Genomic DNA, 22,732 nt, shown 5'->3' with positions numbered 1-22,732 from the left:
GCTCACCACCAGCCCGCGTCGCGTAGGGCCTTGGCGTAGCGGCGGCTGACGGGGGCGACCAGTTCGCCGCCGGGGCCGCCGTCCAGCGTTAGGGCGGCGCGGCCGTCGCCGCGTGCGACCGAGGCCACGGCGCTCTTGGCCACCCACCAGCTGCGGTGGGTCTGGGCGCCTTCCAGCCCTTCCAGTTCGCCCAGGGCGTCGGACAGCCGCATCAGGATCAGGTCCGAGCCTCTGTCGGTGTGCAGGCGCAGATAGTGGTCCTCGGCCTGGACCGCGATCAGCCGCGCGCCGCGCAAGCGAGGCGGCAGGCGGTCGAGGAAGCGGGCGGGCGCGGCGCCTGGCGCGGCGGCGTGGGTCTCGACCGGCTGCTTGCGGCCCAGGAAGACGTTCAGGACGCTGAGTACGGCGGTGATCAGCGCCACCGGCGGGAAGAAGTGGCGCAGGTCGTCGGCGTGGCGCAGCCGACCTTCGAACATCAGGCCGGTCATGGCCCAGATCATGACGGTCAAGGGCCCGGTGATGACCAGGGTCAGGGCGGCGACGCCCAGCCAGGGGCGTGCGTCCACGTCGATGAAGCGCTCGACCAGCAGGCTGCACAGGTGCCCCCACAGGCCGCCGACGACGAGCACGGGCACCCAATAGGCCAGACGCTGCGCCAGCGGCGCGCCGTTGGAGCCGAAGGCTCCGCCGAGCGCCAGGAAGACGCCCGCCCCCACGGCCACCGCCAGGCCGCGCAGGAAGTCGCGCGCCTTGGAGCCCGGCGAGAAATCCGGTCGCGGCGTCACGCGCGCGCCGGACCGCAGACGGCGCGGAAACCGGCGGCGGCGAACCGCACCATGTAGTCGCAGGCGCTGTCCAGATCGCCGGACCGGCACAGGCCGCCCGACAGGCGGTCCAGTCGCCCTGTCTCGCCCAGGGTCAGCGTCAGGGCGCCCGACAGGTTGTGATAGGCCCAATAGAGGTCGGCTTCGTCCGCCTCGGGCATGATGCGCTTGACCAGCTCCAGCAGGCGGCGGATCGCGGGGTCGAAATAGCGGGCCATGGTCTCGCCGCCGAAGGCGGGGTTGGCGTTGGTCTGGGCCACCAGGGCGGCGTAGTGCTTCCACCCCGGCCCGCCCTTCAGCGACCATTGGAACGGCGGGCGCAGGAAGGCCTCGAACAGTCCTTCCAGCGTCATGGCGTCGCCCGCAGCCTCGGCGTAGCGATCGACCGCGGCGACGCGCTCGGCGTTCCACACCTCGGCGCGGCGGTTGAAGACGGCGTCGAACAGCTCCTTCTTGGCCCCGAAATAATAGTGGACCAGGGCCGTATCCACGCCCGCCTCGCGCGCCACCTCGCGGATGGTGACGCCGTAGAATCCGTGCTTGGAGAACAGGTCCTCGGCCGCGTTCAGAATGGCGTCGCGCGTCTCGCCCGCAGCGGCCGCCTTGGACTTCTTGGGCCGTCCGCGCCGCGCGGGCGCGGCGGGCAGCGGTGGAATTTGGGGCGGCGGCAGGTCGCTCTTCGTCATGGCCGGAAGCTAGTCGCGCTTTGGGGGTTAGTGCAACGGCGCCACAGGGCGGGCCTTTCCGTGACGGAAATCAGGCTTGGCCGTTTGACAGGCGGGCGAAAGACCGTCACCAATGCAAAAAATCATTGAACGCTGAATAAAAGCGTCGATCGGGCCGGAAACAAGATTGGGATGCACATGAACAGACTCGTGAAGACCGCCCTGCTGGCGGGCGCCGCCTTCGGCGCAATGGCCTCCGCGGCGCAGGCTCAGGACGCGACCACGCAGGAGGCTGCGTCTCAGGTCGAGGACATCATCGTCACCGCTCGTCGCACGGAAGAGTCGGCCCAGAAGACGCCTCTGGCCCTGACGGCGTTCAGCGGCGAGACCCTGGAGCGCACGGGCGCCCAGCAGGTGACGGACCTGCAAGGCGCAGTGCCGAACCTGAACCTGGTACAGGGCCGCGGCTCGTCGAACTCGACCAACATCTACATCCGCGGCGTCGGCCAGCCGGACGCTCTGCAAACCTTCGACCCGGCCGTCGGCGTCTATGTCGACGACGTCTATTATTCGCGTATTCGCGGCACCCAGTTCGACCTGCTGGACCTGGAGCGCGTCGAGATCCTGCGCGGCCCGCAGGGCACCCTGTACGGGAAGAACACCATCGGCGGCGCCATGAAGCTGGTGTCGCGCCGCCCGGACCAGGAATTCCGCGCCCGCGCCTCCGCCGCCTATGGCGACTATGATCTGATGGAGTTCCAGGGCGCGATCTCCGGCCCGGTCACCGACACCCTGGCCCTGGGTCTGTCGGCCCTGCATTCGGAACGCGGCGGCTATGTCACCGACCCGGCCACCGGAGCGGAGTACAACGACAAGAACTCGACCGCCGTGCGCGCGAGCCTGGCCTGGGATCCGGCGTCGAACTTCCGCATCGACCTGAACGCCGACTACGCCAAGGACGACGCGGGCATGACCGTCGGTCAAGCCCAGAACAGCCTGACGGACCTGCTGAAGACGACGGTGCTGCGTCCTGTGCCCAATCCGGTTCCGGAATATGACTTCAAGACCCGCACGACGCCGGGCCTGCCGAACGAAACGCGGCTGGAAAGCTGGGGTTCGGCGCTGCGCGCGACGTGGGACATCTCCGACGCCCTGTCGCTGAAGTCGATCACCTCCTATCGCGCCATGAACACCGATGATTACATCGATTTCGACGCGACCGAGCTGGAGATCGCCGACGCCCTGGTGGCCGTGGATCAGAACCAGTTCAGCCAGGAACTGCAGCTGACCTACACTGGCGACCGTCTGAACGCGGTGGCTGGCCTGTACTACCTGAAGGAAGACGTCGACTCCCACCAGGAAAGCTACAACGACGCCCTGCTGGGGCCCGCGTTCGGAAATTCCGGCTTCCTACGCACCATCGACGACACTTTGGAGACCACCTCCAAGGCCGTATACGGCAACCTCAGCTATGACGTGACCGACAAGCTGCGTCTGTCGGCGGGGGTCCGCTACACCGAGGAGGAGAAGGACTACTGGCGCACGACGTCGACCTTCTACAGCCTGCTCCCGGCGTTCAACGCGACCTACGTCTTCGCGCCGGACGTGGGCAAGTACGATGACACCTCGATCATGCTGTCGGCCGACTATCAGCTGTCCGACGACGCCATGGTCTATGCGCGCTATTCGCAGGGCTTCAAGTCGGGCGGCTTCAACGGCCGCGCCAACTCCCCGACCGAGGCGACGGAGTATCAGCCGGAAACGGCCGATTCCTTCGAGGTCGGCGCCAAGACCTCGTTCTGGGATCGTCGCGCCCGCCTGAACCTGGCGGCCTTCATGACCAAGTATGAGGATTTCCAGGCCCGCGTCGCTGGTCTGGATACCGATCCGGTCACCGGCTTGCCCGCGCCGGTTCTGTCGGTGCTGAATGCTGGTCAGCTAGACATCTTCGGCTTCGAAATGGAAGGCGTTCTGATGCCGGTCCGCGGTCTGACGCTGGACGCTCAGGTCGGCTTCCTCGACGCTGACTACAAGGAGTTCAAGGACAACCGCTTCACCAACTTCAGTGGCAGCCGCGCCTTCCAGGACCCGGCCTTCTCGCCCAAGTGGACCCTGCGGTTCGGCGGTCAGTACGAGTGGTTCCTGTCGGGCGGATCGTCCGTCACCGTGGGCGGCGCGGCCAAGTATCGCTCGCGGATGGCTCTGGCGGTGGACAACACCTACGAGAACACCGGGACCGAAATCCCTGGCATGTATCAGGACGACTATTGGCTCTATGACGCCCGCGTCGTCTGGTCGAACGCCTCGGACCGTTACACGGTCGGCCTCTACGGTCAGAACCTGTCGGATGAGGTCTACAAGACCGACGCCCAGGAATTCTCCTCGATCGGCAACATCCGCACCGCCTACTACGGCGCACCGCGGACCTGGATGATCAAGGTTTCGGCCAAATATTGATGCTGCGCGCCTGAACGCAGCGCACTGGGCGGCGGTTCATGGGAGCCGCCGCCCTTCTTTTTTGTGGCGCGGAGCGGCGAGGCCGCTACCGTCGTCTTAAGGAACATAGTCGGGGAACGTCCATGAGCCAGATCGAGGCCGCAAAGGCCGACGCGGGGACGCTCGACGCGCGCGCCGCGTCGCCGAGCTATCGCTACTATGTGCTGGGGGTTCTGATCCTCATCTACATGCTGAACTTCCTGGATCGGCAGATCATCGGCATCCTGGCCGCGCCGCTGAAGGCCGAGTTCAACCTCAGCGACACCCAGTTCGGCCTGTTGGGGGGGCTGGCCTTCGCCCTGCTCTATTCGACCCTGGCCATCCCCATCGCCTGGCTGGCGGATCGGTTCAGCCGGGTGTGGATCATGACCGGCGCCCTGACCATCTGGTCGGGCTTCACCGCCCTGTGCGGCCTGGCGGGCGGGTTCGGTTCGCTGTTCCTGTGCCGCATGGGCGTGGGCATCGGCGAGGCGGGCGGCGTGGCGCCGGCCTATTCCCTGATCGCCGACTATTTTCCCAAGTCGCAGCGGGCGCGGGCGCTCGCGGCCTACGCCTTCGGCATTCCGCTGGGCATGGCGGCGGGCACCCTGGTCGGCGGCCTGCTGGCGGCGACCTATGGCTGGCGCACGGCCTTCATCGTGGTCGGCGTTCTGGGCGTGCTGGTCGCGCCGGTGCTGCGCCTGACGGTCAAGGATCCCAAGCGCGGCGGACTGGACGTCGAGCCGGCGGCGCTCGCGGCGCCGGTCGCGGCCGCTCCCGTCGCCAAGGAGCTCAAGGCGCCGCCCTTCAAGGAAGTGGTGCGCACCCTGGCGCCCAAGCCCAGCTTCTGGCTGCTGGCGTTCGGGGCGGCGTCGTCTTCGGTCTGCGGCTATGGCGTGGCCGCCTGGCTGCCCAGCTTCTTCATGCGCAGCTTCGGCCTGACCCTGTCGCAGACGGCCTGGTACTATTCGGCCATCGTTCTGGTCGGCGGGGTGGCGGGCATCTGGCTGGGCGGCTCCATGGCTGACCGGCTGGGCAAGACATCCAAGGCGGCCTATCCGCTGACGCCGGCGATCGCCTTCCTGATCTCGGTGCCCTGTTTCATCCTGGCGATGAATTCGGGCGCGGTGGTGGGCGCGGTCATGCCGGGGTCCGATCCCAACGGCGCGGCGGCCCTGACCATGGCCTTCCTGATCTTCCTGATCCCGACGGGTCTGAACCTGACCTGGCTGGGTCCGATCACGGCGGCGGTGCAGCACCTGGCTACGCCGGCCATGCGGACCACGGCCTCGGCCCTGTTCCTGCTGATCAACAACCTGCTGGGGATCGCCGTCGGCATCTACTACTTCGGCTGGATGAGCGACCTGCTGCGCCCGGCCTTCGGCGAGGAGAGCCTGCGTTGGGCCATCTATACGGGCATGGGCTTCTATCTTCTGTCCTCGGCCCTGCTGTTCGGCGCCTCGCGCACGCTCAAGAAGGACTGGGTCGACTAATCGCCCCGAAGATGGACCGGGCGGCGGCCTGAAGCAGGCTCGCCGCCCGGCATAAGAAAATCCTCATGAGGCCATAAGACGACAGGCGGTTGCGCAGGCGAAGGCGCGACGCCTATAAGCGCGGCCAAAGTTTCCACAAACCTCCCTAACGGCGCGGATCCAGACATGAACATTCACGAGTATCAGGCCAAGCAGGTCCTCAAGGGCTTTGGCGCCCCGGTCGCGGCGGGCGTCGCCATCACCTCGGCCGACCAGGCTGAAGCCGCCGCCAAGCAACTGCCTGGCCCGCTCTACGTCGTGAAGTCGCAGATCCACGCCGGCGGCCGCGGCAAGGGCAAGTTCAAGGAACTGGGCGCCGACGCCAAGGGCGGCGTGCGTCTGGCCTTCTCGATCGAGGAAGCCGTCGCCCACGCCAAGGAAATGCTGGGCAACACGCTAGTCACCGCCCAGACGGGCGAAGCCGGAAAGCAGGTCAACCGCCTGTACATCGAAGACGGCGCCGACATCGCCCGTGAGCTGTACTGCTCGCTGCTGGTCGACCGCTCGGTCGGTCAAACGGCCTTCGTCGTCTCGACCGAAGGCGGCATGGATATCGAGGAAGTGGCCCACGCCACCCCGGAAAAGATCCACACCATCGCCATCAACCCGGAAGCCGGCGTCACCGCCGAGAACATCGCCGCCATCAATGCGGCGCTGGAGCTGACGGGCGACGCCGCTGAAGACGGCAAGTCGCTGTTCCCGATCCTGTACAAGGCCTTCGTCGAGAAGGACATGGACATGCTCGAGATCAACCCGCTGATCGTCATGGAGAACGGCCGCCTGCGCGTTCTGGACGCCAAGGTCTCGTTCGACGGCAACGCCCTGTACCGCCACGAAGACATCCGCGCCCTGCGCGATGAGACCGAAGAAGACGCCAAGGAGATCGAGGCCTCGAAGTGGGACCTCGCCTATGTCGCCCTGGACGGCAACATCGGCTGCATGGTCAACGGCGCCGGCCTGGCCATGGCGACGATGGACATCATCAAGCTGTACGGCAAAGAGCCCGCCAACTTCTGCGACGTCGGCGGCGGCGCCGGCAAGGACAAGGTCGCGGCGGCCTTCAAGATCATCACCGCTGACCCGAAGGTCGAGGGCATCCTCGTCAACATCTTCGGCGGCATCATGAAGTGCGACGTCATCGCCGAGGGCGTCGTGGCCGCGGTGAAGGAAGTGGGCCTGAAGGTGCCGCTGGTCGTGCGTCTGGAAGGCACGAACGCCGAACTGGGCAAGAAGATCCTGAACGAGTCGGGCCTGACCATCCAGGCCGCCGACGACCTGGACGACGCCGCCCAGAAGATCGTCGCGGCGGTCGCGTAAGCGCCGCTACCGCCCAGCAGACACACAGAATTCAGAGCACAGACACATGTCCATTCTCGTCAATAAGAACACCAAGATCCTGGTTCAGGGCCTGACCGGCAAGACCGGCGGCTTCCACACCGAACAGGCCCTGGCCTATCACGGCACCCAGATGGTCGGCGGCGTCCACCCGACCAAGGGCGGCCAGACCTGGACCGGCTCGCACGGCGAAAGCCTGCCGATCTTCGCCTCGGTCGCCGAGGGCAAGGAGCGCACCGGCGCCGACGCCACGGTGATCTACGTCCCGCCGGCAGGCGCGGCCGACGCCATCATCGAGGCCATCGAGGCCGAGATCCCCTTCATCACCTGCATCACCGAAGGCATTCCGGTGCAGGACATGGTGCGCGTCAAGGCTCGCCTGGACCGTTCCAACTCGCGCCTGCTGGGCCCGAACTGCCCCGGCGTCCTGACCCCGGACGAGTGCAAGATCGGCATCATGCCGGGCAACATCTTCAAGAAGGGCAACGTCGGCATCGTCTCGCGTTCGGGCACCCTGACCTATGAAGCCGTGTTCCAGACCACGAACGAAGGCCTGGGCCAGACCACGGCCGTCGGCATCGGCGGCGACCCGGTCAAGGGCACCGAGTTCATCGACGTGCTGGAAATGTTCCTGGCCGACGACGCCACGGAATCCATCATCATGATCGGTGAAATCGGCGGCGCGGCCGAAGAAGACGCCGCCCAGTTCCTGATCGACGAAGCCAAGAAGGGCCGCAAGAAGCCGATGGCCGGCTTCATCGCGGGCCGCACGGCGCCGAAGGGCCGCACCATGGGCCACGCCGGCGCTGTCGTCTCGGGCGGCAAGGGCGATGCGGAATCCAAGATCGCCGCCATGGAGGCCGCGGGCATCCGCGTCTCGCCGTCGCCGGCGCGTCTGGGCACGACTCTGGTGGAAGTGCTGAAGGGTTAAACCCTTCAGCAGCGCCTCTTTGGAGGCGCGGCGTTAACGCTCGCGACGCGGTCGCTCGCTACTTGAGCGCCGTGATTTCTTGAGGGAGGTCACGGCGTCAGGCGGGGCGGCGGATTGGACCAAAGTCTAATCTATCCGCGTTCCGGGGGTGTTTTTCGCGCCGTGTGACCTTTTGTAACGCCTCCGGAATCGTCCGGGGGCGTTTTTTCTTGCCGATTCGACCAAATTCCACCCGGTCCGCCTCCCTTCGGTCATGACCAGTAAGGAAACAGGGCCTATATGAACGGCGCTGCTCTCCGCGCGGCTGTGCGCGGGCGGTTGTAAAGGGACGATTGAGAGAAAAATGGCGGACGATGCGGGTCGGCTGAACCAGGTCTTTGCCGAGACCTCCTTCCTCTATGGCGCGAACGCCGCCTTCATTGAGGACCTGCACGAAAAATGGGCTTCGGACCCCGGCTCGGTGTCGGGGGAGTGGCGCGCCTTCTTCGATCAACTGAAGGACAACGCCGACCTGGTGAAGCAGTCGGCCGCCGCCGGCTCCTGGGGCCGTTCGGGCGCTGCCGAGCCGACCGAGGAAACCGCCGTGTTCGACGGCCGCTGGCCGGCTCCCAAGGTTGACCCCAAGACCGCCGGCAAGCCCGGCCCGCGCCCGGCCGCTCCGGTCGCTGACGCCTCGGGCGCCGTTTCGGCCGCCGATGTGCGCGCCGCCGCCCACGATTCCATCCGCGCCCTGATGCTGATCCGCGCCTATCGTGTGCGCGGCCACCTGCAGGCCAACCTCGATCCCCTGGGCATCGAGCCGCCGATCCAGAACCCGGAGCTGACGCCCGAGTTCTACGGCTTCACCGCCGCTGACATGGATCGCCCGATCTTCCTGGACGGCGTCCTGGGCCTGGAGACCGGCTCGGTCCGCCAGGTGCTGGAAATCCTCAAGCGCACCTACTGCGGCAACATCGGCGTGCAGTTCATGCACATCGCCGAGCCGGACGAGAAGGCCTGGCTGCAGCAGCGCTTCGAAGGTCCGGACAAGTTTGAACAGAACGCCTTCACCAAGGAAGGCAAGCTGGCCATCTTCAGGAAGCTGGTCGAGGCCGAAGGTTTCGAGCGCTTCCTGCACAAGCGTTTCCCCGGCACCAAGCGCTTCGGCCTGGACGGCGGCGAGGCCATGGTCCCCGCCCTGGAGCAGGTGATCAAGCGCGGCGGCGCCCTGGGCGTCGACGAGATCGTCTTCGGCATGGCGCACCGCGGCCGCCTGAACACCTTGGCCGCCGTCATGGGCAAGCCCTACAAGACCATCTTCCACGAGTTCCAGGGCGGTTCGTCCGTGCCGTCGGACATCGAAGGTTCGGGCGACGTCAAATACCACATGGGCGCTTCGTCGGACCGTGAGTTCGACGGCAACAAGGTCCACCTGTCGCTGACCGCCAACCCTTCGCACCTGGAGATCGTCAACCCGGTCGTCCTGGGCAAGGCGCGCGCCAAGCAGGCCTTCGATATCCGCGAGGCCGAGGTCAACGTCGGCAAGCCGGACAACGAGTGGGTGCTGGACCGCTCCAAGGTCGTGCCGCTGCTGATCCACGGCGACGCCGCCTTCGCCGGTCAGGGCGTGGTGGCCGAGTGCTTCGCCCTGATGGGGCTGAAGGGCTACCGCACCGGCGGCACCCTGCACTTCGTCATCAACAACCAGATCGGCTTCACCACGGCGCCGCGCAACTCGCGCTCGTCGCCCTATCCGTCTGACGTCGCCCTGATGGTTCAGGCGCCGATCTTCCACGTCAACGGCGACGATCCGGAAGCGGTCGTCTTCGCTTCGAAGGTCGCCACCGAGTACCGTCAGAAGTTCCACAAGGACGTGGTGGTGGACATGTTCTGCTACCGCCGCTTCGGCCACAACGAAGGCGACGATCCGACCTTCACCCAGCCGCTGATGTACGCGAAGATCAAGAACCAGCCGACCACGCTGGAGATCTACGTCAAGCGCCTGGTTGGCGAAGGCGTTCTCAGCCAGGCCGAGGCCGACGCCGAGATCACCCGTTTCGAAGCCTTCCTCGACGCCGAGTTCGAGGCCGGCAAGACCTTCAAGGCCGACAAGGCCGACTGGCTGGATGGCCAGTGGCAAGGTCTGGGCGTCGATGCGGGCGATGATCAGCAGCAACGCGGCAAGACCGGCGTTCCGGCCGAGAAGCTGCTCGAATACGGCCACCGCCTGACGACGATCCCGAACAGCGTCGACATGCACAAGACGTTGAAGCGCGTCATCGACGGCCGCCGCGATGCAGTGTCGAGCGGCGCGAACATCGACTGGGCCACGGCCGAGAGCCTGGCCTTCGCCAGCTTGCTGGACGAAGGCTACAACATCCGCCTGTCGGGTCAGGACTCGGTGCGCGGCACCTTCTCGCAGCGTCACTCTGGCGTGACCGACCAGACGACCGAGCAGCGCTACTTCCCGCTGAACAACCTGCGCGACGGCCAGGCCCATTTCGAGGTCATCGACTCGGCCCTGTCGGAAGAGGCGGTGCTGGGCTTCGAGTACGGTTATTCGCTGGCCGACCCGAACACCCTGACCATGTGGGAAGGCCAGTTCGGCGACTTCGTGAACGGCGCCCAGGTGGTGATCGACCAGTTCATCTCGTCGGGCGAGCGCAAGTGGCTGCGGATGAGCGGCCTGACCATGCTGCTGCCGCACGGCTATGAAGGCCAGGGTCCGGAGCACTCCTCGGCTCGCCTGGAGCGCTTCCTGCAGCAGTGCGCCGAGAACAACATGCAGGTCGCCAACTGCACGACGCCGGCCAACTACTTCCACATCCTGCGTCGCCAGCTGCACCGCTCGTTCCGCAAGCCGCTGATCCTGATGACGCCCAAGTCGCTGCTGCGTCACAAGAAGGCCGTCTCGACCCTGGCCGATATGGCCGTGGGTTCGTCCTTCCACCGCGTGTTGCGCGATGACGCCGAGCTGCGTCCGGACGTGGCGGGCGTCACGCTCAAGGCCGACAAGGACATCCGCAAGGTCGTCGTCTGCTCGGGCAAGGTCTATTATGACCTGCTGGACGCGCGCGAGAAGGCGGGCGTCAACGACATCTACATCCTGCGTCTGGAACAGTTCTATCCGTGGCCGATCAAGTCGATCTCGGCGGAACTGGCCCGCTTCCCCAACGCCGATCTGGTCTGGTGCCAGGAAGAGCCCAAGAACATGGGCGGCTGGACCTTCGTCGATCCGTGGATCGAGCTGACGCTCGAGAAGCTGAACGTGAAGGCCAAGCGCGCGCGCTACGTCGGTCGTCCGGCTTCGGCCTCGACCGCCGCGGGCCTGATGAGCCGACACCTGAAGGAACTCGAGACCTTCCTCGCCGAGGCCATGGCCTGACCGCCGCGCCTGACCTAAAAGACAAGCAAAGTTCAGACACGAAAAGACACTGAAGATGGCCGATATCCTGACCCCCGCCCTCGGTGAATCCGTCGCCGAAGCCTCCATCGCCAAGTGGACCAAGAAGGTCGGCGACGCCGTGAAGAAGGACGAAGTCCTGGTCGAGCTGGAAACCGACAAGGTCTCGCTCGAAGTCGTCGCTCCCGCTGACGGCGTGCTGTCGGCGATCAACGCCAATGACGGCGACACCGTCGTTCCCGGCACGGTGCTGGGCTCGGTGACCGAAGGCGGCGCAGCCGCCGCCTCGGCTCCGGCTGCGGCGGCTTCGGCCCCCGCCGCCGCCGCTCCGGCCGCTTCGGGCGGCGCTGCGGTCGACATCGCCGTGCCGACCATGGGCGAGAGCGTCGCCGAAGGCTCGATCGGAACCTGGCTGAAGAAGTCGGGCGACACCGTCGCCAAGGACGAGCTGCTGGTCGAGATCGAGACCGACAAGGTAGCCGTGGAAGTCTCGGCCCCGGCCGCCGGCGTCCTGACCATCATCGCCGCTGACGGCGACACCGTGACGCCCGGCCAGGTGATCGGTTCGGTCGCCGCCTCGGGCGCCGCCGCTGCGGCTGCTGCGGCTGCTGCTCCGGCTCCGGCCGCCGCTCCGGCCAACGCCGGTTCGGCCCAGGTTCCGGCTTCGACCCACCTGTCGCCCGCCGTCCAGCGCGTGGTGGCTGAGAACAATCTGAACCCGGCCTCGCTGTCGGCCTCGGGTCCGAAGGGCAACATCACCAAGGCCGACGCCATCGCCGCCATCGGCGCCGCCGCGCCGGCTGCGCCCGTCGCTGCTGCTCCGGCGGCCCCGCGCGCCGATCAGCCGCGCGAAGAGCGGGTGAAGATGACGCGCCTGCGTCAGACCATCGCCCGCCGCCTGAAGGAATCCCAGAACACGGCCGCCCAGCTGACCACCTTCAACGAGGTGGACATGACCAACGTCATGGCCCTGCGCGCCCAGTACAAGGAAGTCTTCGAGAAGCGTCACGGCGTGAAGCTGGGCTTCATGTCCTTCTTCACCAAGGCAGTGGTTCAGGCCCTGCACGAAATCCCGGCGGTCAACGCCGAGATCGACGGCACGGACATCATCTACAAGAACCACTACGACATCGGCATCGCCGTCGGCACCGACAAGGGCCTGGTGGTTCCGGTGCTGCGCGACGCCGACGTCCTGTCGCTGGCCGGCATCGAGAAGGGCATCGGCGCCCTGGGCAAGGCCGCCCGTGACGGCGCCCTGACCATGGACCAGATGCAGGGCGGCACCTTCACCATCACCAACGGCGGCACTTATGGCTCGCTGATGTCGACGCCGATCCTGAACGCGCCGCAGTCGGGCATCCTGGGCATGCACAACATCGTGCAGCGCCCGATGGCCATCAACGGCGAGGTCAAGATCCGCCCGATGATGTACCTGGCCCTCAGCTACGATCACCGCATCGTCGACGGCAAGGAAGCCGTGACCTTCCTGGTCCGCATCAAGGAACTGCTGGAAGACCCGGCGCGCGCCCTGCTGGACCTATAAGGTCCGCATCACGCGAACGACTGACGACGGCGGGATCTTCGGGTCCCGCCGTTTTCAATTGCGCGCCCCGCAGGCGTGCTAGGCTGACGGCATGAGCCTGGTCGAGATCGCCCGCTACCACGACGTTTATGAGGCCGATCTGGCTGCCGCCTTCTTGTCGTCGCACGATATCGAGGTGTCGGTGACGGAGCGGTTTCAGACCACGGTCGATCCCTTGATGCAGCGCGCCCTGGGCATCCGGCTGATGGGGCGGGCGGATCAGGCGGCGCGGGCGCGTGACCTGCTGGCGCGTGCGGGGACCGGCGAGTTCGCGACGGATGAGGGCGATGATCTGGACGGACCCGATACGACGGTTCGCACGGCGTCGCGCGGATTGGCCCTGTTCGCCTTTGCGACCGGAGCAGGCTTTGTCGGCACGGCCATGCCGCGTCGTTTCAGCGCGCTGCAATGGGCGGGTTTGGCGCTGATCGTGGCGATCCTGCTGCTGTCCGGAGGCGCCTATCTGTGGGCCTTGGTGAACGGCGCCCTGGGTTGAGGCGTTGGCGAGCGGTTGACGGGCGCGTTGAAAATAACGGAGCTTCGCGCGTTTCCTTGTGATGGAGAGTTTGCTTGCGTCTCAATCTGATCCCCGCGTCCGGCGCCCTGACCCTGGCGGCGGCTCTCATGGCCTGCGGACCCGCTCCGGCCGAGGCGCCCGCCGCCGCGCCCAAGGCTGAAGACGCCGCTGCGCCTGCGCCCGCAATGGCCCCGGCGGCCGCCGAGAGAAGCGCCGACTTCCGCCGCACCGATCCGGCCCAGGCCGACCTCAAGCTGATCGAGGAAGGCGGTGAATGGCGCGTGCTGATCCGCGCTGGGGGCGTTCCGAACGGCGGGGCCACGGCGGCCGACTGCGAGCTTCAGGCGCGCGGCGCCCAGGATCGCGACGACGTCATCCACGCCAAGCTCATCCCCTTCGAGGGCGAGGTGAACGAACTGACGGCGGCCGACATCGGCGCCGACGCGCCGGTGGTCATGGTGCGCGTGGGACCGGAAGGCGCCTTCGTCGAGGACAGCACGGCCGCCGGTCGTTTCTGCGGCATGGGTTCCGACATCTCGGGCTTCTACAGCCGCGCCCAGACGCCGGACTGAGGGCGCGTCGGGGGCCTAGAGGCCGACGTCCCAGACGCCCGCGTCGCGCATGCGGCATTCGCGGGCCTCTGCGGCGCGGCCGCCCATGTCGTGGGCCATGCCACGAATGGCGTCGGAGACCGTCGTCTTGTGCAGGCCGGGCGTCACCGCATGGATGAAGGCGCAGCCCGCCAGGCGCAGCAGTTTGAAGCCGAAGCGCGACGAGGCGGCCATATGCTCGAGGTAGGTCTCGTCGACCTCACGCGGGTGGTCGCGGAACAGGCGGTTGAAAGCGTTCGACATGAAGACAGCCTAGCGTGGTCGCACCGGTCCCTCTACCCGGCGGTCGCATTCTGGCCTAAACCCGCCGAAGCAACAGGGGGCGCTTCGTCACGCCGCTTCAACCCCGCGTGAGGCCCCTGCCAAGATCTAAAAGGACGACCGATGGCCGACGGCAACACCACTTCCGCCCAGAAATCTTCGGGCCAGACCTTCCGCTGGGACGACCCCTTCGACCTGACGGGCCGTCTGACTGATGAGGAGCGGATGGTGCAGGACGCGGCGCGGTCTTATGCGCGCGAGGCCCTGCTGCCGCGCGTCGTCGCCGCCTTCCGCGACGAGGTGTTCGATCGCGCCATCATGACCGAGATGGGCGAGATGGGCTTCCTGGGCGCCATGCTGCCGGAACAGTACGGCGGCTCTGAAGCGTCGCATGTCGCCTATGGCCTGATCGCGCGCGAGGTCGAGGCGATCGACAGCGGCTATCGCTCGGCCATGTCGGTGCAGTCGTCGCTGGCCATGTATCCGATCTACGCCTTCGGTTCCGAAGAGCAGAAGATGAAGTTCCTGCCGAAGATGGCGGCGGGCGAGCTGGTCGGCTGCTTCGGCCTGACCGAGGCGGACGGCGGGTCGGACCCGGCCTCGATGAAGACCACGGCGGTCGCGGTCGACGGCGGCTATCGCCTGAACGGCGGCAAATACTGGATCACCAACTCGCCGATCGCCGACCTGGCCATCGTCTGGGCCAAGCTGGATGGCGTGATCCGAGGCTTCATCGTCGAGCGCGACTTCGACGGCTTCACCACGGGCAAGATCGGCGACAAGCTGTCGCTCCGCGCCTCGGTGACGGGCGACATCGGCCTGAACGACGTCTTCGTGCCGGAAGCCAATATCTTGCCGGGCGTCCAGGGCCTGCGCGGACCGTTCTCCTGCCTGAACAAGGCGCGTTTCGGCATCGCCTGGGGCGCGATGGGCGCAGCCGAGTTCTGCTTCCACGCCAGCCGCGACTATGTGGCCGAGCGCACCCTGTTCGGCCGCCCGCTGTCTGCGCGCCAGTTGGTGCAGAAAAAGCTGGCCGACATGCAGACCGAGATCTTCCTCGGCTTCGAGGGCGCCTATGCCCTGGGCCGTCTGCTGGACACCGGCGCGTGGGTGCCGGAGGCTATCAGCCTGATGAAGCGCAACAACTGCGGCAAGGCCCTGGCCGTCGCGCGCGAGGCCCGCGACATGCACGGCGGCGCCGGCATCACCGGCGAACTGCACGTCATGCGCCACGCCATGAACCTGGAGACGGTCAACACCTATGAGGGCGCGCACGACGTTCACGCCCTGATCCTGGGCCGCGCCATCACCGGCGAAGCCGCCTTCTGAGACAAGCGTTGCAGAAAACGCGCGACGCGACGATCCTTTGCCGTTGTCGCGCGTTTGTCTCGCCTGCAGGGCGGCGATGCTCGCCCGTCTGTCGACCGAAGGCGGTCGGCGCGTGAAGGAAACCGGAATGACGAAACACAGCCTGCTGGCCGGCGCCGCCCTGGCGATCTTCAGCTTCAGCGGCATGGCCCAGGCTGCGCCCGTGGCCGCGACGGCGACGGCTGTCCAGTCGCCTGTGGCGGCCATGCCCTATGACGCCCGGCGCGGCGTCTTCACCTTCGCCGCCGGGCTGGAGGAAAGCCTGCCCGCCGTGGTCCAGGTGACGACCTTGGGCCAGTCGCGCGGTCCCAGCTCGGAAAACAATCCCAAGCCGTCGCAGGGCGGCTCGGGCGTCATCATCGACGCGCGCGAAGGCATCATCGTCACCAACCACCACGTCATCGAGAACGGTCAGAAGTTCACGGTCGACCTGATCGACGGCCGCCTGTTCGACGCCACACTGATCGGCGCCGACAAGGCGACGGACATCGCCGTGCTGAAGATCGACGCCACGGGCCTGTCGCAGGTGGCGACGGTGGATTCCGACACCCTGCGCAGCGGCGACCTGGCGTTCGCGGTCGGCTATCCCCTGGGTCTGGACCAGACCCTGACCATGGGCGTCATCTCGGGTCTGAACCGCTCGGGCATGGGCGACGCCATCGAGGACTACATCCAGACCGACGCGGCGGTGAACTCGGGCAACTCGGGCGGGCCGCTGTTGGACAGCCGGGGGCGCCTGATCGGCATCAACACGGCCATCCTGTCGGGCGGGTTCGGCGGCGGCAACGACGGCATCGCCTTCGCCGTGCCGACGCGCATCATGATGTTCGTGGTCGACCAGCTGCGCGCCACCGGCGAGGTCAAGCGCGGCCGCGTCGGCCTGGGCCTCGGCTCCCTGACGGCCGAGCGGGCGCGCGAGGTCGGGTTGAACATTGTGCGCGGCGCCGTGGTCTATGACGTCGAGCCGGGCTCGGCGGGCGAGAAGGCGGGGCTGAAGCCCGGCGACGTGCTGACGCGCATCCAGGACCGCCCGGTGGCCAACGCAGGTTCGGTTCAGGCCACGGTCGGCATCGCCCGCGCCGGAACCCAGATGCCGGTCGTCTATCTGCGCGACGGCCGCGAGGCCTCGACCCGGCTGACGATCGAGCCGTCCGATCCGGCGCCGGTGCGTGTCGGCGTTCAGGCGGCCATGGCGCGCGGCCTGACGGTGCGCAATCCGGCCTCGGGACGTGGGGCTCAGATCGCGGTGGTCGAGGCGGGATCGTCCGCCGCCGCCGCGGGCTTCCAGGCCGGCGATGTGGTGGTCCAGGCGAACGGCGCCGAGATCGCGGATATGAAGGATCTGGCCCAGCGGCTTCAGGCGGCGGGCGAGGCGGTCGTGCCGGTCATCGTGCTGCGCGACAGCGAACGGGTCGAGATCGACCTGCCGGCCTGATCCCACGTACCTGAAGGCTTATCGGAATCGCCCGCGTGACCCGGCGTCGCGCGGGCGAAGTCTTATGCGTCTGGTGGGAAGCGGACAGCAAAACGCCCGCGCTGCCGGGGAGGGGGAGGAGGGGCAGGCGCGGGCGTCTCGCTTGGAGGAAGCATCGACCCGCCGAAGCCCTACGCGGAAAAATCCAGGGGGCTGGGGGGGCTGTTCAGGATCCGGGACTTTTCCGAACTCCGACGGGCCGATGATGCATGTGTGCGCGTCGTTCCGGGCGGGCGAAGGACCGAATGGGGGCGTTTTCGTGTCGCTTCGTATTTTCCCGATCGGTGAAGCTTAGACCTTGGACAGGATCAGGGTGGCGTTGGTGCCGCCGAAACCGAAGCTGTTGGACATGACGTGCTTCAGTTCGCCGTCGTGGCGCTGACGCAGGATCGGCATGCCCTCGAACTCGGGGTCCAGGGTCTCGATGTGGGCGCTCTCGGCGGCGAAGCCATGCTTCATCATCAGCAGGCAGTAGATGGCTTCCTGCGCGCCCGCTGCGCCGAGCGAGTGGCCCGTCAGCGACTTGGTCGAGGAGATCATCGGCATGGCGTCGCCGAAGACGTTGCGAACCGCGCCCATCTCCTTGCTGTCGCCGACCGGCGTCGAGGTGCCGTGCGGGTTCAGGTAGTCGATCTTGGGGTTGCCGGCCATTTCCAGCGCGATCTTCATGCAGCGCTCGGCGCCCTCGCCCGAAGGGGCCACCATGTCGTAGCCGTCCGAGTTGGCGCCGTAGCCGGTGACTTCGGCGTAGATGGTCGCGCCGCGCGCCACGGCGCGTTCGTACTCTTCCAGCACCACGATGCCCGCGCCGCCCGCGATGACGAAGCCGTCGCGCGTCGTGTCATAGGCGCGGCTGGCCTTGTCGGGCGTGTCGTTGAAGTTGGAGGACATGGCGCCCATGGCGTCGAACATGTTCGACATGGACCAGTCGATGTCCTCGCAGCCGCCCGCGAAGACCACGTCCTGTTTACCCCAGGCGATCTGCTCGGCGGCCGCGCCGATGCAGTGGGCGCTGGTCGCGCAGGCCGAGCTGATCGAATAGTTGATGCCCTTCAGCTCGAACCAGGTGGCCAGCACGGCCGAGGGGCCGGACGCCATCGCCTTGGGCACGGCGAAGGGGCCGACGCGCTTGGGCGAGCCCTTTTCGACCGTGGTGGCCGCCGCTTGCAGGATGATCTGGGTCGAGGGGCCGCCCTCGCCGACGATCAGGCCGATGCGCTCGTTCTTGATCTCGTCGGCGGACAGGCCGCTGTCCTTCAGCGCCTCTTCAAAGGCGATGTGCGCCCAGGCCGTGCCGTTGGCCAGGAAGCGCGCGGCGCGGCGGTCGACCAGCGGCGCCCAGTCCTCGGCCGTGTGGCCCAGGGCCGGCGGCGCCCAGACCTGGGAGCGGAAGCCGTATTTGGCGTGGTCGGCGGCGTGCTGGACGCCTGACTTGGCGTCGCGCAGGGAGGCCGCGACCTGATCCTGGCCGGTGCCGATGGAAGAGACGATGCCCAGTCCGGTGACGACGACACGCCGCATGGTGTTTCCAATCCTCAAAGTCTTCGGACGCCGCGTTGGCCGCGACTATCCAACAAGTGGTGTCAGGCGGCGTCCGGTTCCACCGGGGCCGCACCGCCGAACAGGCCGACGCGCATGTCGGCGCAGGTGTAGATGACCTCGCCGTCGGCCTCGAGCACGCCGTCGGCGATGCCCATGACCAGCTTGCGGTTGATGACGCGCTTCAGGTGGACCTTGTAGACCACCTTCTTGATGTCCGGCGTCACCTGGCCGGTGAACTTGACCTCGCCGACGCCCAGCGCCCGGCCCTTGCCGGGGCCGCCGATCCAGCCGAGGTAGAAGCCGACCAGTTGCCACATGGCGTCCAGGCCCAGGCAGCCCGGCATGACCGGATCGCCGATGAAGTGGCACTGGAAGAACCAGAGGTCCGGGTTGATGTCGAGTTCAGCCTCGACATAGCCCTTGCCGTAGTCGCCGCCGTCGGCGCTGATGGTCTTGATCCGGTCGAACATCAGCATGGGCGGGGCCGGCAGCTGGGCGTTGCCCGGACCGAACAGCTCGCCCCGGCCCGAGGCCAGCAGGCCTTCGTGATCGAACGACGACGGATATTGCGACTGGCTCAAGGGAAATCGGCTCCGAAAGGTGTTGCTGGCGGGTTACACGACCCGGAGGCCGCGCTCAACCATGCCGTCACTATATGAGATCAGGAGGCGCGGCCGGCGCCGGCCGGGCGTGCGGCGTTGCACAGGGCCCGCTCCTGCGTGCCGAAGACAGCGCGTTCGGCGATCCAGCCGCGCAGCTTGCGCGCCCGCACCCGGCACCAGCCGTCCTCGCACTCGTCCAGGGGGATCAGGGCGTTCGGCGACAGAAGGGCGCGGACCGAGGCGGTCTCGGACCGGCCCGAGCGGATCGGCACCGCTTCGTTCGAGCGGTTGAAGACGCTGCGACGACCCGAGGCGACGGTGCGGTGGATCCAGGCGACGGACCCTTCCGGGTCGCAGATCTTGCGCCATTCGCGCGTCTCGGCGATCACCTGAACGGGCAGGCCTGCGGCGCGGTATTCCCACAGGATGCGGTAGTCGAGGCCCGGTCCCTGGCGCGCCCGCACCTGCGACGACTTCAGCGTCACCCAGCGCGGCACCTCCAGCCCCGTCGGGGTCGGGCGGCCGTCGGGCATGGTCGAACCCGCCGCCAAGAGAACGCCGGTCATGAGGACGGCGGCGAGGGCCGCGACGCGAGGCGCCCTTTTGAACCTGACCGCAGCTTTGCTAGACACCGAATATCGACCCGTTCCGAACGGGCGCCGCCCGTGGAAAACCCAGGTCCCCTATGTCCGCTCGCAAGCTTAAGGTCGTATTAACCAGACGCCTGCCTGACGCCGTCGAAACGCGGATGCGCGAACTTTTCGACGCCGAGCTGAACCTCACCGATCGGCCGATGTCGCGCGATGACCTGGCCGCCGCCCTGCAAAGGGCCGACGTGCTGGCGCCGACCATCACCGATCATCTGGACGCCGACCTGATCGCGGGCGCGGGCGAACAGTTGAAGATGATCGCCAACTTTGGCGCGGGCGTGGACCACATCGACATCGACGCCGCCGTCGGGCGCGGGATCATCGTCACCAATACGCCGGGCGTCCTGACCGAGGACACCGCCGATCTGGGCATGAGCCTGATCCTGGCCGTCAGCCGCCGCGTCGTCGAGGGCGCCGCTGTCGTCGCTGCAGGTCAGTTCGAGGGCTGGAGCCCGACCTGGATGTGCGGGCGCAAGCTGTGGGGCAAGCGTCTGGGCATCGTCGGCATGGGCCGCATCGGCCAGGCTCTGGCCCGCCGCGCCAAGGCCTTCGGCATGCAGGTCCACTATCACAACCGCAAACCCGTCCCGGACATGATCGCCGAGGAGCTGGGCGCCACCTGGTGGGATGATCTGGACCAGATGCTGGCGCGGATGGACGTCATCTCGCTGAACTGCCCGGCGACGAAGGAGACGCACCACCTGCTGTCGGCCGAACGCCTGGCCCGGCTTCAGCCGCACGCCATCGTGGTCAACACCGCGCGCGGCGAGCTGATCGACGAGGCGGCCCTGGTCGAGGCGCTGGACCGCCGCGCCCTGTTCGGCGTGGGGTTGGACGTGTTCGAGAACGAGCCGAAGGTCCACCCCGGCCTGATCGGCCGCCCGAACGTGGTGCTGCTGCCACACCTCGGCTCGGCCACGATTGAGGCGCGTCAGGACATGGGCGACCGGGTGATCGCCAACATCATGACCTGGCAGAACGGCCACCGCCCGCCTGACCGCGTCATCCCGGCGATGCTCTAGGCGTGATCTGAGCCGCAGACGGGACAGGCGGGGTCGGCGGCGATCTTCGCCACCCGGCTGGTTCCGGCCAGACCGTCGTAGAGCATCAGGCGGCCGGTCAGCGGCTCGCCCGCGCCGGTGATCAGCTTGATCGCCTCCAGCGCCGCCATGGCGCCGATGACGCCGGCCAGGGCGCCGACCACGCCGACGCGGGCGCAGGTCTCGGCGTCGGGCGGAATCTCGGGCACCAGGCACTGGTAGCAGGGCCGCCCCTCAAACACCGACACCTGTCCCGACCAGCGGCCCAGGGCGCCGGACACCAGCGGCTTGCCCGCCGCCACGCAGGCGGCGTTGACGGCCAGTCGCGTCTCGAAGTCGTCGGTGCCGTCCAGCGCCAGATCGAAGTCCTGCATCAGGGCCGCCGCGCTGTCCGGCGTGACGCGCTGGTTGAAGGTCTGGACTGTGACGTGCGGATTCAGGGCGTTCAGCCGTTCTGCGCCCGCCTCGACCTTGGAGCGCTCGGGGTCGTCGGTGGTGAAGGCGATCTGACGCTGCAGGTTCGACAGGGCGACCGTGTCGTCGTCGATCAGGCCCAGCGTCCCGACCCCGGCGGCGGCCAGATAGAGGGCCGCCGGGTTGCCCACCCCGCCCATGCCGACGATCAGCACGCGGGCGCGTTTCAGCGCCTGCTGGCCGGGGCCGCCGATCTCGGACAGCACCAGTTGGCGGGCGTAGCGCTCGACCTCTTCGTCGGAGAAACGCACGGGGGCGAGAGGAGCGGAAGATTGGGTCACGCCGACTGTCTAGCGCAGTCGGACCGATGCGTCAGGCCGGAACGGGGGCGGCGCTGACGGCGAGCGTCAGCAGGGCCTCGGCGCGGGCGGGGCTGAGCTGGTCCAGGGCTTCGCCGTTCAGCAGCTGGGCCGCTGCGGGCGTCAGCTCGGCCAGGATCATGGGCCAGTCGCCGAACTGGCGGCCGGAGACGGGCGTGTCGGACAACAGGCGCAGGTTCTCGTGACGCGGATCGAGTCGCAGCCGGTCCATCAGGCGGTCGATATCGGCCCGGCGGCCCTCGATGATCTGAAGAAAGCGCCCGTCATGACGCATCAGGGCGCTGCTCAGGCCGTCGCGGCGATTGTTGCGCTCGGACTCGCCGAGGATCTCCGCCAGGATCAGAAGGCTGGTCGCCGCGCCGCCGACGGCGTCGCTGACATAGATGGCGCGGTGCAGGGGCAAGGGAACTCAAAAATACAAGACGCGCCCCCCTCCTCGCGAGCGGGCAAGGCGGCGGATCGACCGAGGGCGGTCCACTTTTCATGGCGCGATTAAGAATTGCTTATGGTTAAGCTTTTCGCGCCGGGACGCCGGTTGCGACAAAGCCTGATCTTGCGGCGGACGGCGGGCTTCGCCATGTCAGCGGCCATGAACACGACCGCCTCCAACTTCCCCGACTGGCACGGCACCACCATTTTGGCGGTGCGCAAGAATGGCCGCACCGTCATCGCCGGCGACGGCCAGGTCTCGATGGGGCCGACCATCGTGAAGGGCGCCGCGCGCAAGGTGCGGACCCTGGCGAACGGCAAGGTGCTGGCGGGCTTCGCCGGGGCCACGGCCGACGCTCTGACCTTGATCGAGCGGCTGGAGGCCAAGCTGGAGCAGTATCCGGACCAGTTGGCGCGCGCCTGCGTCGAACTGGCCAAGGACTGGCGCACCGACCGCTACCTGCGCCGTCTGGAGGCCATGCTGCTGGTCGCCGACAAGGACACCATTCTGACCGTCACCGGCGTCGGCGACGTGCTGGAGCCGGAATACGGCGTGGCCGCCGTCGGCTCGGGCGGCAACTACGCCTTGGCCGCCGCCCGCGCCCTGATTGACGAGCACACCGAACTGGACGCCGAACAGATCGCCCGCAAGGCCATGAAGATCGCCGCCGACATCTGCGTCTACACCAACGGCAACCTGACCATCGAGAGCCTGTGA

At 67.5% G+C, this 22,732-nt stretch carries 20 protein-coding genes and 1 pseudogene; 13 read left to right on the top strand and 8 right to left on the bottom strand.

Annotated features, from left to right (window positions below):
- Window positions 1-2 precede the first annotated feature (2 nt).
- A complete protein-coding gene (locus tag FM111_RS15540) occupies window positions 3-785 on the bottom strand; it encodes a LytTR family DNA-binding domain-containing protein (RefSeq protein ID WP_256968376.1) in 783 nt (260 codons plus the stop codon).
- The gene (locus tag FM111_RS15535) at window positions 782-1,510 is read right to left on the bottom strand and encodes a TetR/AcrR family transcriptional regulator (RefSeq protein WP_087141823.1); all 729 of its coding nucleotides are present in this window, start codon (window positions 1,508-1,510) and stop codon (window positions 782-784) included. Before FM111_RS15535 ends, FM111_RS15540 begins: the two co-directional genes overlap by 4 nt.
- Before the next feature lie 177 nt (window positions 1,511-1,687).
- Here FM111_RS15535 and FM111_RS15530 point away from each other — a divergent pair, with 177 nt between their 5' ends.
- The 9 genes and pseudogenes from FM111_RS15530 to FM111_RS16430 all read left to right on the top strand — a co-directional run bounded on the left by FM111_RS15530 (window position 1,688) and on the right by FM111_RS16430 (window position 13,815).
- Entirely contained in the window at window positions 1,688-3,946 is a 2,259-nt protein-coding gene (locus FM111_RS15530) for a TonB-dependent receptor (protein ID WP_087141866.1), read from the top strand.
- Between the two features lie 122 nt (window positions 3,947-4,068).
- Entirely contained in the window at window positions 4,069-5,457 is a 1,389-nt protein-coding gene (locus FM111_RS15525) for a spinster family MFS transporter (RefSeq protein ID WP_087141822.1), read from the top strand.
- 165 nt (window positions 5,458-5,622) lie between these two features.
- Window positions 5,623-6,813 carry an ADP-forming succinate--CoA ligase subunit beta gene (gene sucC, locus FM111_RS15520; protein WP_087141821.1) on the top strand — a complete coding sequence of 397 codons (1,191 nt, stop codon included), beginning with the start codon at window positions 5,623-5,625 and terminating at the stop codon, window positions 6,811-6,813.
- 46 nt (window positions 6,814-6,859) lie between these two features.
- Entirely contained in the window at window positions 6,860-7,762 is a 903-nt protein-coding gene (gene sucD, locus FM111_RS15515; protein ID WP_087141820.1) for a succinate--CoA ligase subunit alpha, read from the top strand.
- A gap of 61 nt (window positions 7,763-7,823) precedes the next feature.
- A pseudogene (locus tag FM111_RS16625) lies at window positions 7,824-7,892 on the top strand (twin-arginine translocation signal domain-containing protein); the annotation flags it as partial.
- Window positions 7,893-8,105: 213 nt separating this feature from the next.
- On the top strand, window positions 8,106-11,126 hold the full coding sequence (locus FM111_RS15510; RefSeq protein WP_087141819.1) for a 2-oxoglutarate dehydrogenase E1 component: 3,021 nt from the start codon (window positions 8,106-8,108) through the stop codon (window positions 11,124-11,126).
- Window positions 11,127-11,181: 55 nt separating this feature from the next.
- On the top strand, window positions 11,182-12,687 hold the full coding sequence (gene odhB, locus FM111_RS15505) for a 2-oxoglutarate dehydrogenase complex dihydrolipoyllysine-residue succinyltransferase (protein ID WP_087141818.1): 1,506 nt from the start codon (window positions 11,182-11,184) through the stop codon (window positions 12,685-12,687).
- Between the two features lie 91 nt (window positions 12,688-12,778).
- Complete coding sequence (locus FM111_RS15500; RefSeq protein ID WP_087141817.1) at window positions 12,779-13,222, top strand: hypothetical protein; 444 nt, start codon at window positions 12,779-12,781, stop codon at window positions 13,220-13,222.
- A gap of 74 nt (window positions 13,223-13,296) precedes the next feature.
- A complete protein-coding gene (locus FM111_RS16430; RefSeq protein WP_087141816.1) occupies window positions 13,297-13,815 on the top strand; it encodes a hypothetical protein in 519 nt (172 codons plus the stop codon).
- Window positions 13,816-13,830: 15 nt separating this feature from the next.
- On the opposite strand, the gene FM111_RS15490 is transcribed toward FM111_RS16430, so the two are convergent.
- Window positions 13,831-14,097, bottom strand: a complete 267-nt coding sequence (locus FM111_RS15490; protein ID WP_087141815.1) for a DUF6356 family protein — start codon at window positions 14,095-14,097, stop codon at window positions 13,831-13,833.
- 141 nt (window positions 14,098-14,238) lie between these two features.
- On the opposite strand from FM111_RS15490, the gene FM111_RS15485 reads away from it, so the two are divergent.
- Window positions 14,239-15,444, top strand: a complete 1,206-nt coding sequence (locus FM111_RS15485) for an acyl-CoA dehydrogenase (RefSeq protein WP_087141814.1) — start codon at window positions 14,239-14,241, stop codon at window positions 15,442-15,444.
- Window positions 15,445-15,571: 127 nt separating this feature from the next.
- Window positions 15,572-16,918, top strand: coding sequence for a S1C family serine protease (locus tag FM111_RS15480; protein ID WP_087141865.1), 1,347 nt, complete (start codon window positions 15,572-15,574; stop codon window positions 16,916-16,918).
- A 330-nt stretch (window positions 16,919-17,248) separates the two neighbouring features.
- On the opposite strand, the gene fabB is transcribed toward FM111_RS15480, so the two are convergent.
- From fabB to FM111_RS15465, 3 genes are all read right to left on the bottom strand, one after another.
- On the bottom strand, window positions 17,249-18,478 hold the full coding sequence (gene fabB, locus FM111_RS15475) for a beta-ketoacyl-ACP synthase I (RefSeq protein WP_087141813.1): 1,230 nt from the start codon (window positions 18,476-18,478) through the stop codon (window positions 17,249-17,251).
- A gap of 62 nt (window positions 18,479-18,540) precedes the next feature.
- Complete coding sequence (gene fabA / locus FM111_RS15470; RefSeq protein WP_087141812.1) at window positions 18,541-19,080, bottom strand: 3-hydroxyacyl-[acyl-carrier-protein] dehydratase FabA; 540 nt, start codon at window positions 19,078-19,080, stop codon at window positions 18,541-18,543.
- 80 nt (window positions 19,081-19,160) lie between these two features.
- Window positions 19,161-19,667, bottom strand: a complete 507-nt coding sequence (locus FM111_RS15465; protein ID WP_087141811.1) for an SH3 domain-containing protein — start codon at window positions 19,665-19,667, stop codon at window positions 19,161-19,163.
- A 119-nt stretch (window positions 19,668-19,786) separates the two neighbouring features.
- Between FM111_RS15465 and FM111_RS15460 the strand changes: the two genes are divergently transcribed.
- On the top strand, window positions 19,787-20,773 hold the full coding sequence (locus tag FM111_RS15460) for a 2-hydroxyacid dehydrogenase (protein WP_087141810.1): 987 nt from the start codon (window positions 19,787-19,789) through the stop codon (window positions 20,771-20,773).
- On the opposite strand, the gene FM111_RS15455 is transcribed toward FM111_RS15460, so the two are convergent.
- Together FM111_RS15455 and FM111_RS15450 are read right to left on the bottom strand one after the other, a co-directional pair.
- Complete coding sequence (locus FM111_RS15455; protein WP_087141809.1) at window positions 20,770-21,516, bottom strand: HesA/MoeB/ThiF family protein; 747 nt, start codon at window positions 21,514-21,516, stop codon at window positions 20,770-20,772. The two genes, FM111_RS15460 and FM111_RS15455, sit on opposite strands and share 4 nt — an antisense overlap.
- A gap of 61 nt (window positions 21,517-21,577) precedes the next feature.
- Window positions 21,578-21,988 (bottom strand): BLUF domain-containing protein, encoded by a 411-nt coding sequence (locus tag FM111_RS15450; protein WP_087141808.1) that lies wholly within the window; start codon window positions 21,986-21,988, stop codon window positions 21,578-21,580.
- Window positions 21,989-22,162: 174 nt separating this feature from the next.
- Between FM111_RS15450 and hslV the strand changes: the two genes are divergently transcribed.
- Window positions 22,163-22,732 carry an ATP-dependent protease subunit HslV gene (gene hslV / locus FM111_RS15445; protein WP_179205129.1) on the top strand — a complete coding sequence of 190 codons (570 nt, stop codon included), beginning with the start codon at window positions 22,163-22,165 and terminating at the stop codon, window positions 22,730-22,732.

Source organism: Brevundimonas diminuta 3F5N (genome assembly GCF_900163625.1).
In the GTDB taxonomy this organism is placed as follows: Bacteria; Pseudomonadota; Alphaproteobacteria; order Caulobacterales; family Caulobacteraceae; genus Brevundimonas; species Brevundimonas diminuta_A.
This window is presented reverse-complemented; position numbering and strand designations above follow the sequence as displayed.

Coding starts and splice junctions, on each gene's coding strand:
- FM111_RS15535 (WP_087141823.1), bottom strand. CDS start 1,510: ATGACGAAGAGCGACCTGCCGCCGCCCCAAATTCCACCGCTGCCCGCC.
- FM111_RS15530 (WP_087141866.1), top strand. CDS start 1,688: ATGAACAGACTCGTGAAGACCGCCCTGCTGGCGGGCGCCGCCTTCGGC.
- FM111_RS15525 (WP_087141822.1), top strand. CDS start 4,069: ATGAGCCAGATCGAGGCCGCAAAGGCCGACGCGGGGACGCTCGACGCG.
- sucC (WP_087141821.1), top strand. CDS start 5,623: ATGAACATTCACGAGTATCAGGCCAAGCAGGTCCTCAAGGGCTTTGGC.
- sucD (WP_087141820.1), top strand. CDS start 6,860: ATGTCCATTCTCGTCAATAAGAACACCAAGATCCTGGTTCAGGGCCTG.
- FM111_RS15510 (WP_087141819.1), top strand. CDS start 8,106: ATGGCGGACGATGCGGGTCGGCTGAACCAGGTCTTTGCCGAGACCTCC.
- odhB (WP_087141818.1), top strand. CDS start 11,182: ATGGCCGATATCCTGACCCCCGCCCTCGGTGAATCCGTCGCCGAAGCC.
- FM111_RS15500 (WP_087141817.1), top strand. CDS start 12,779: ATGAGCCTGGTCGAGATCGCCCGCTACCACGACGTTTATGAGGCCGAT.
- FM111_RS15490 (WP_087141815.1), bottom strand. CDS start 14,097: ATGTCGAACGCTTTCAACCGCCTGTTCCGCGACCACCCGCGTGAGGTC.
- FM111_RS15485 (WP_087141814.1), top strand. CDS start 14,239: ATGGCCGACGGCAACACCACTTCCGCCCAGAAATCTTCGGGCCAGACC.
- FM111_RS15480 (WP_087141865.1), top strand. CDS start 15,572: ATGACGAAACACAGCCTGCTGGCCGGCGCCGCCCTGGCGATCTTCAGC.
- fabB (WP_087141813.1), bottom strand. CDS start 18,478: ATGCGGCGTGTCGTCGTCACCGGACTGGGCATCGTCTCTTCCATCGGC.
- FM111_RS15465 (WP_087141811.1), bottom strand. CDS start 19,667: ATGACCGGCGTTCTCTTGGCGGCGGGTTCGACCATGCCCGACGGCCGC.
- FM111_RS15460 (WP_087141810.1), top strand. CDS start 19,787: ATGTCCGCTCGCAAGCTTAAGGTCGTATTAACCAGACGCCTGCCTGAC.
- hslV (WP_179205129.1), top strand. CDS start 22,163: ATGTCAGCGGCCATGAACACGACCGCCTCCAACTTCCCCGACTGGCAC.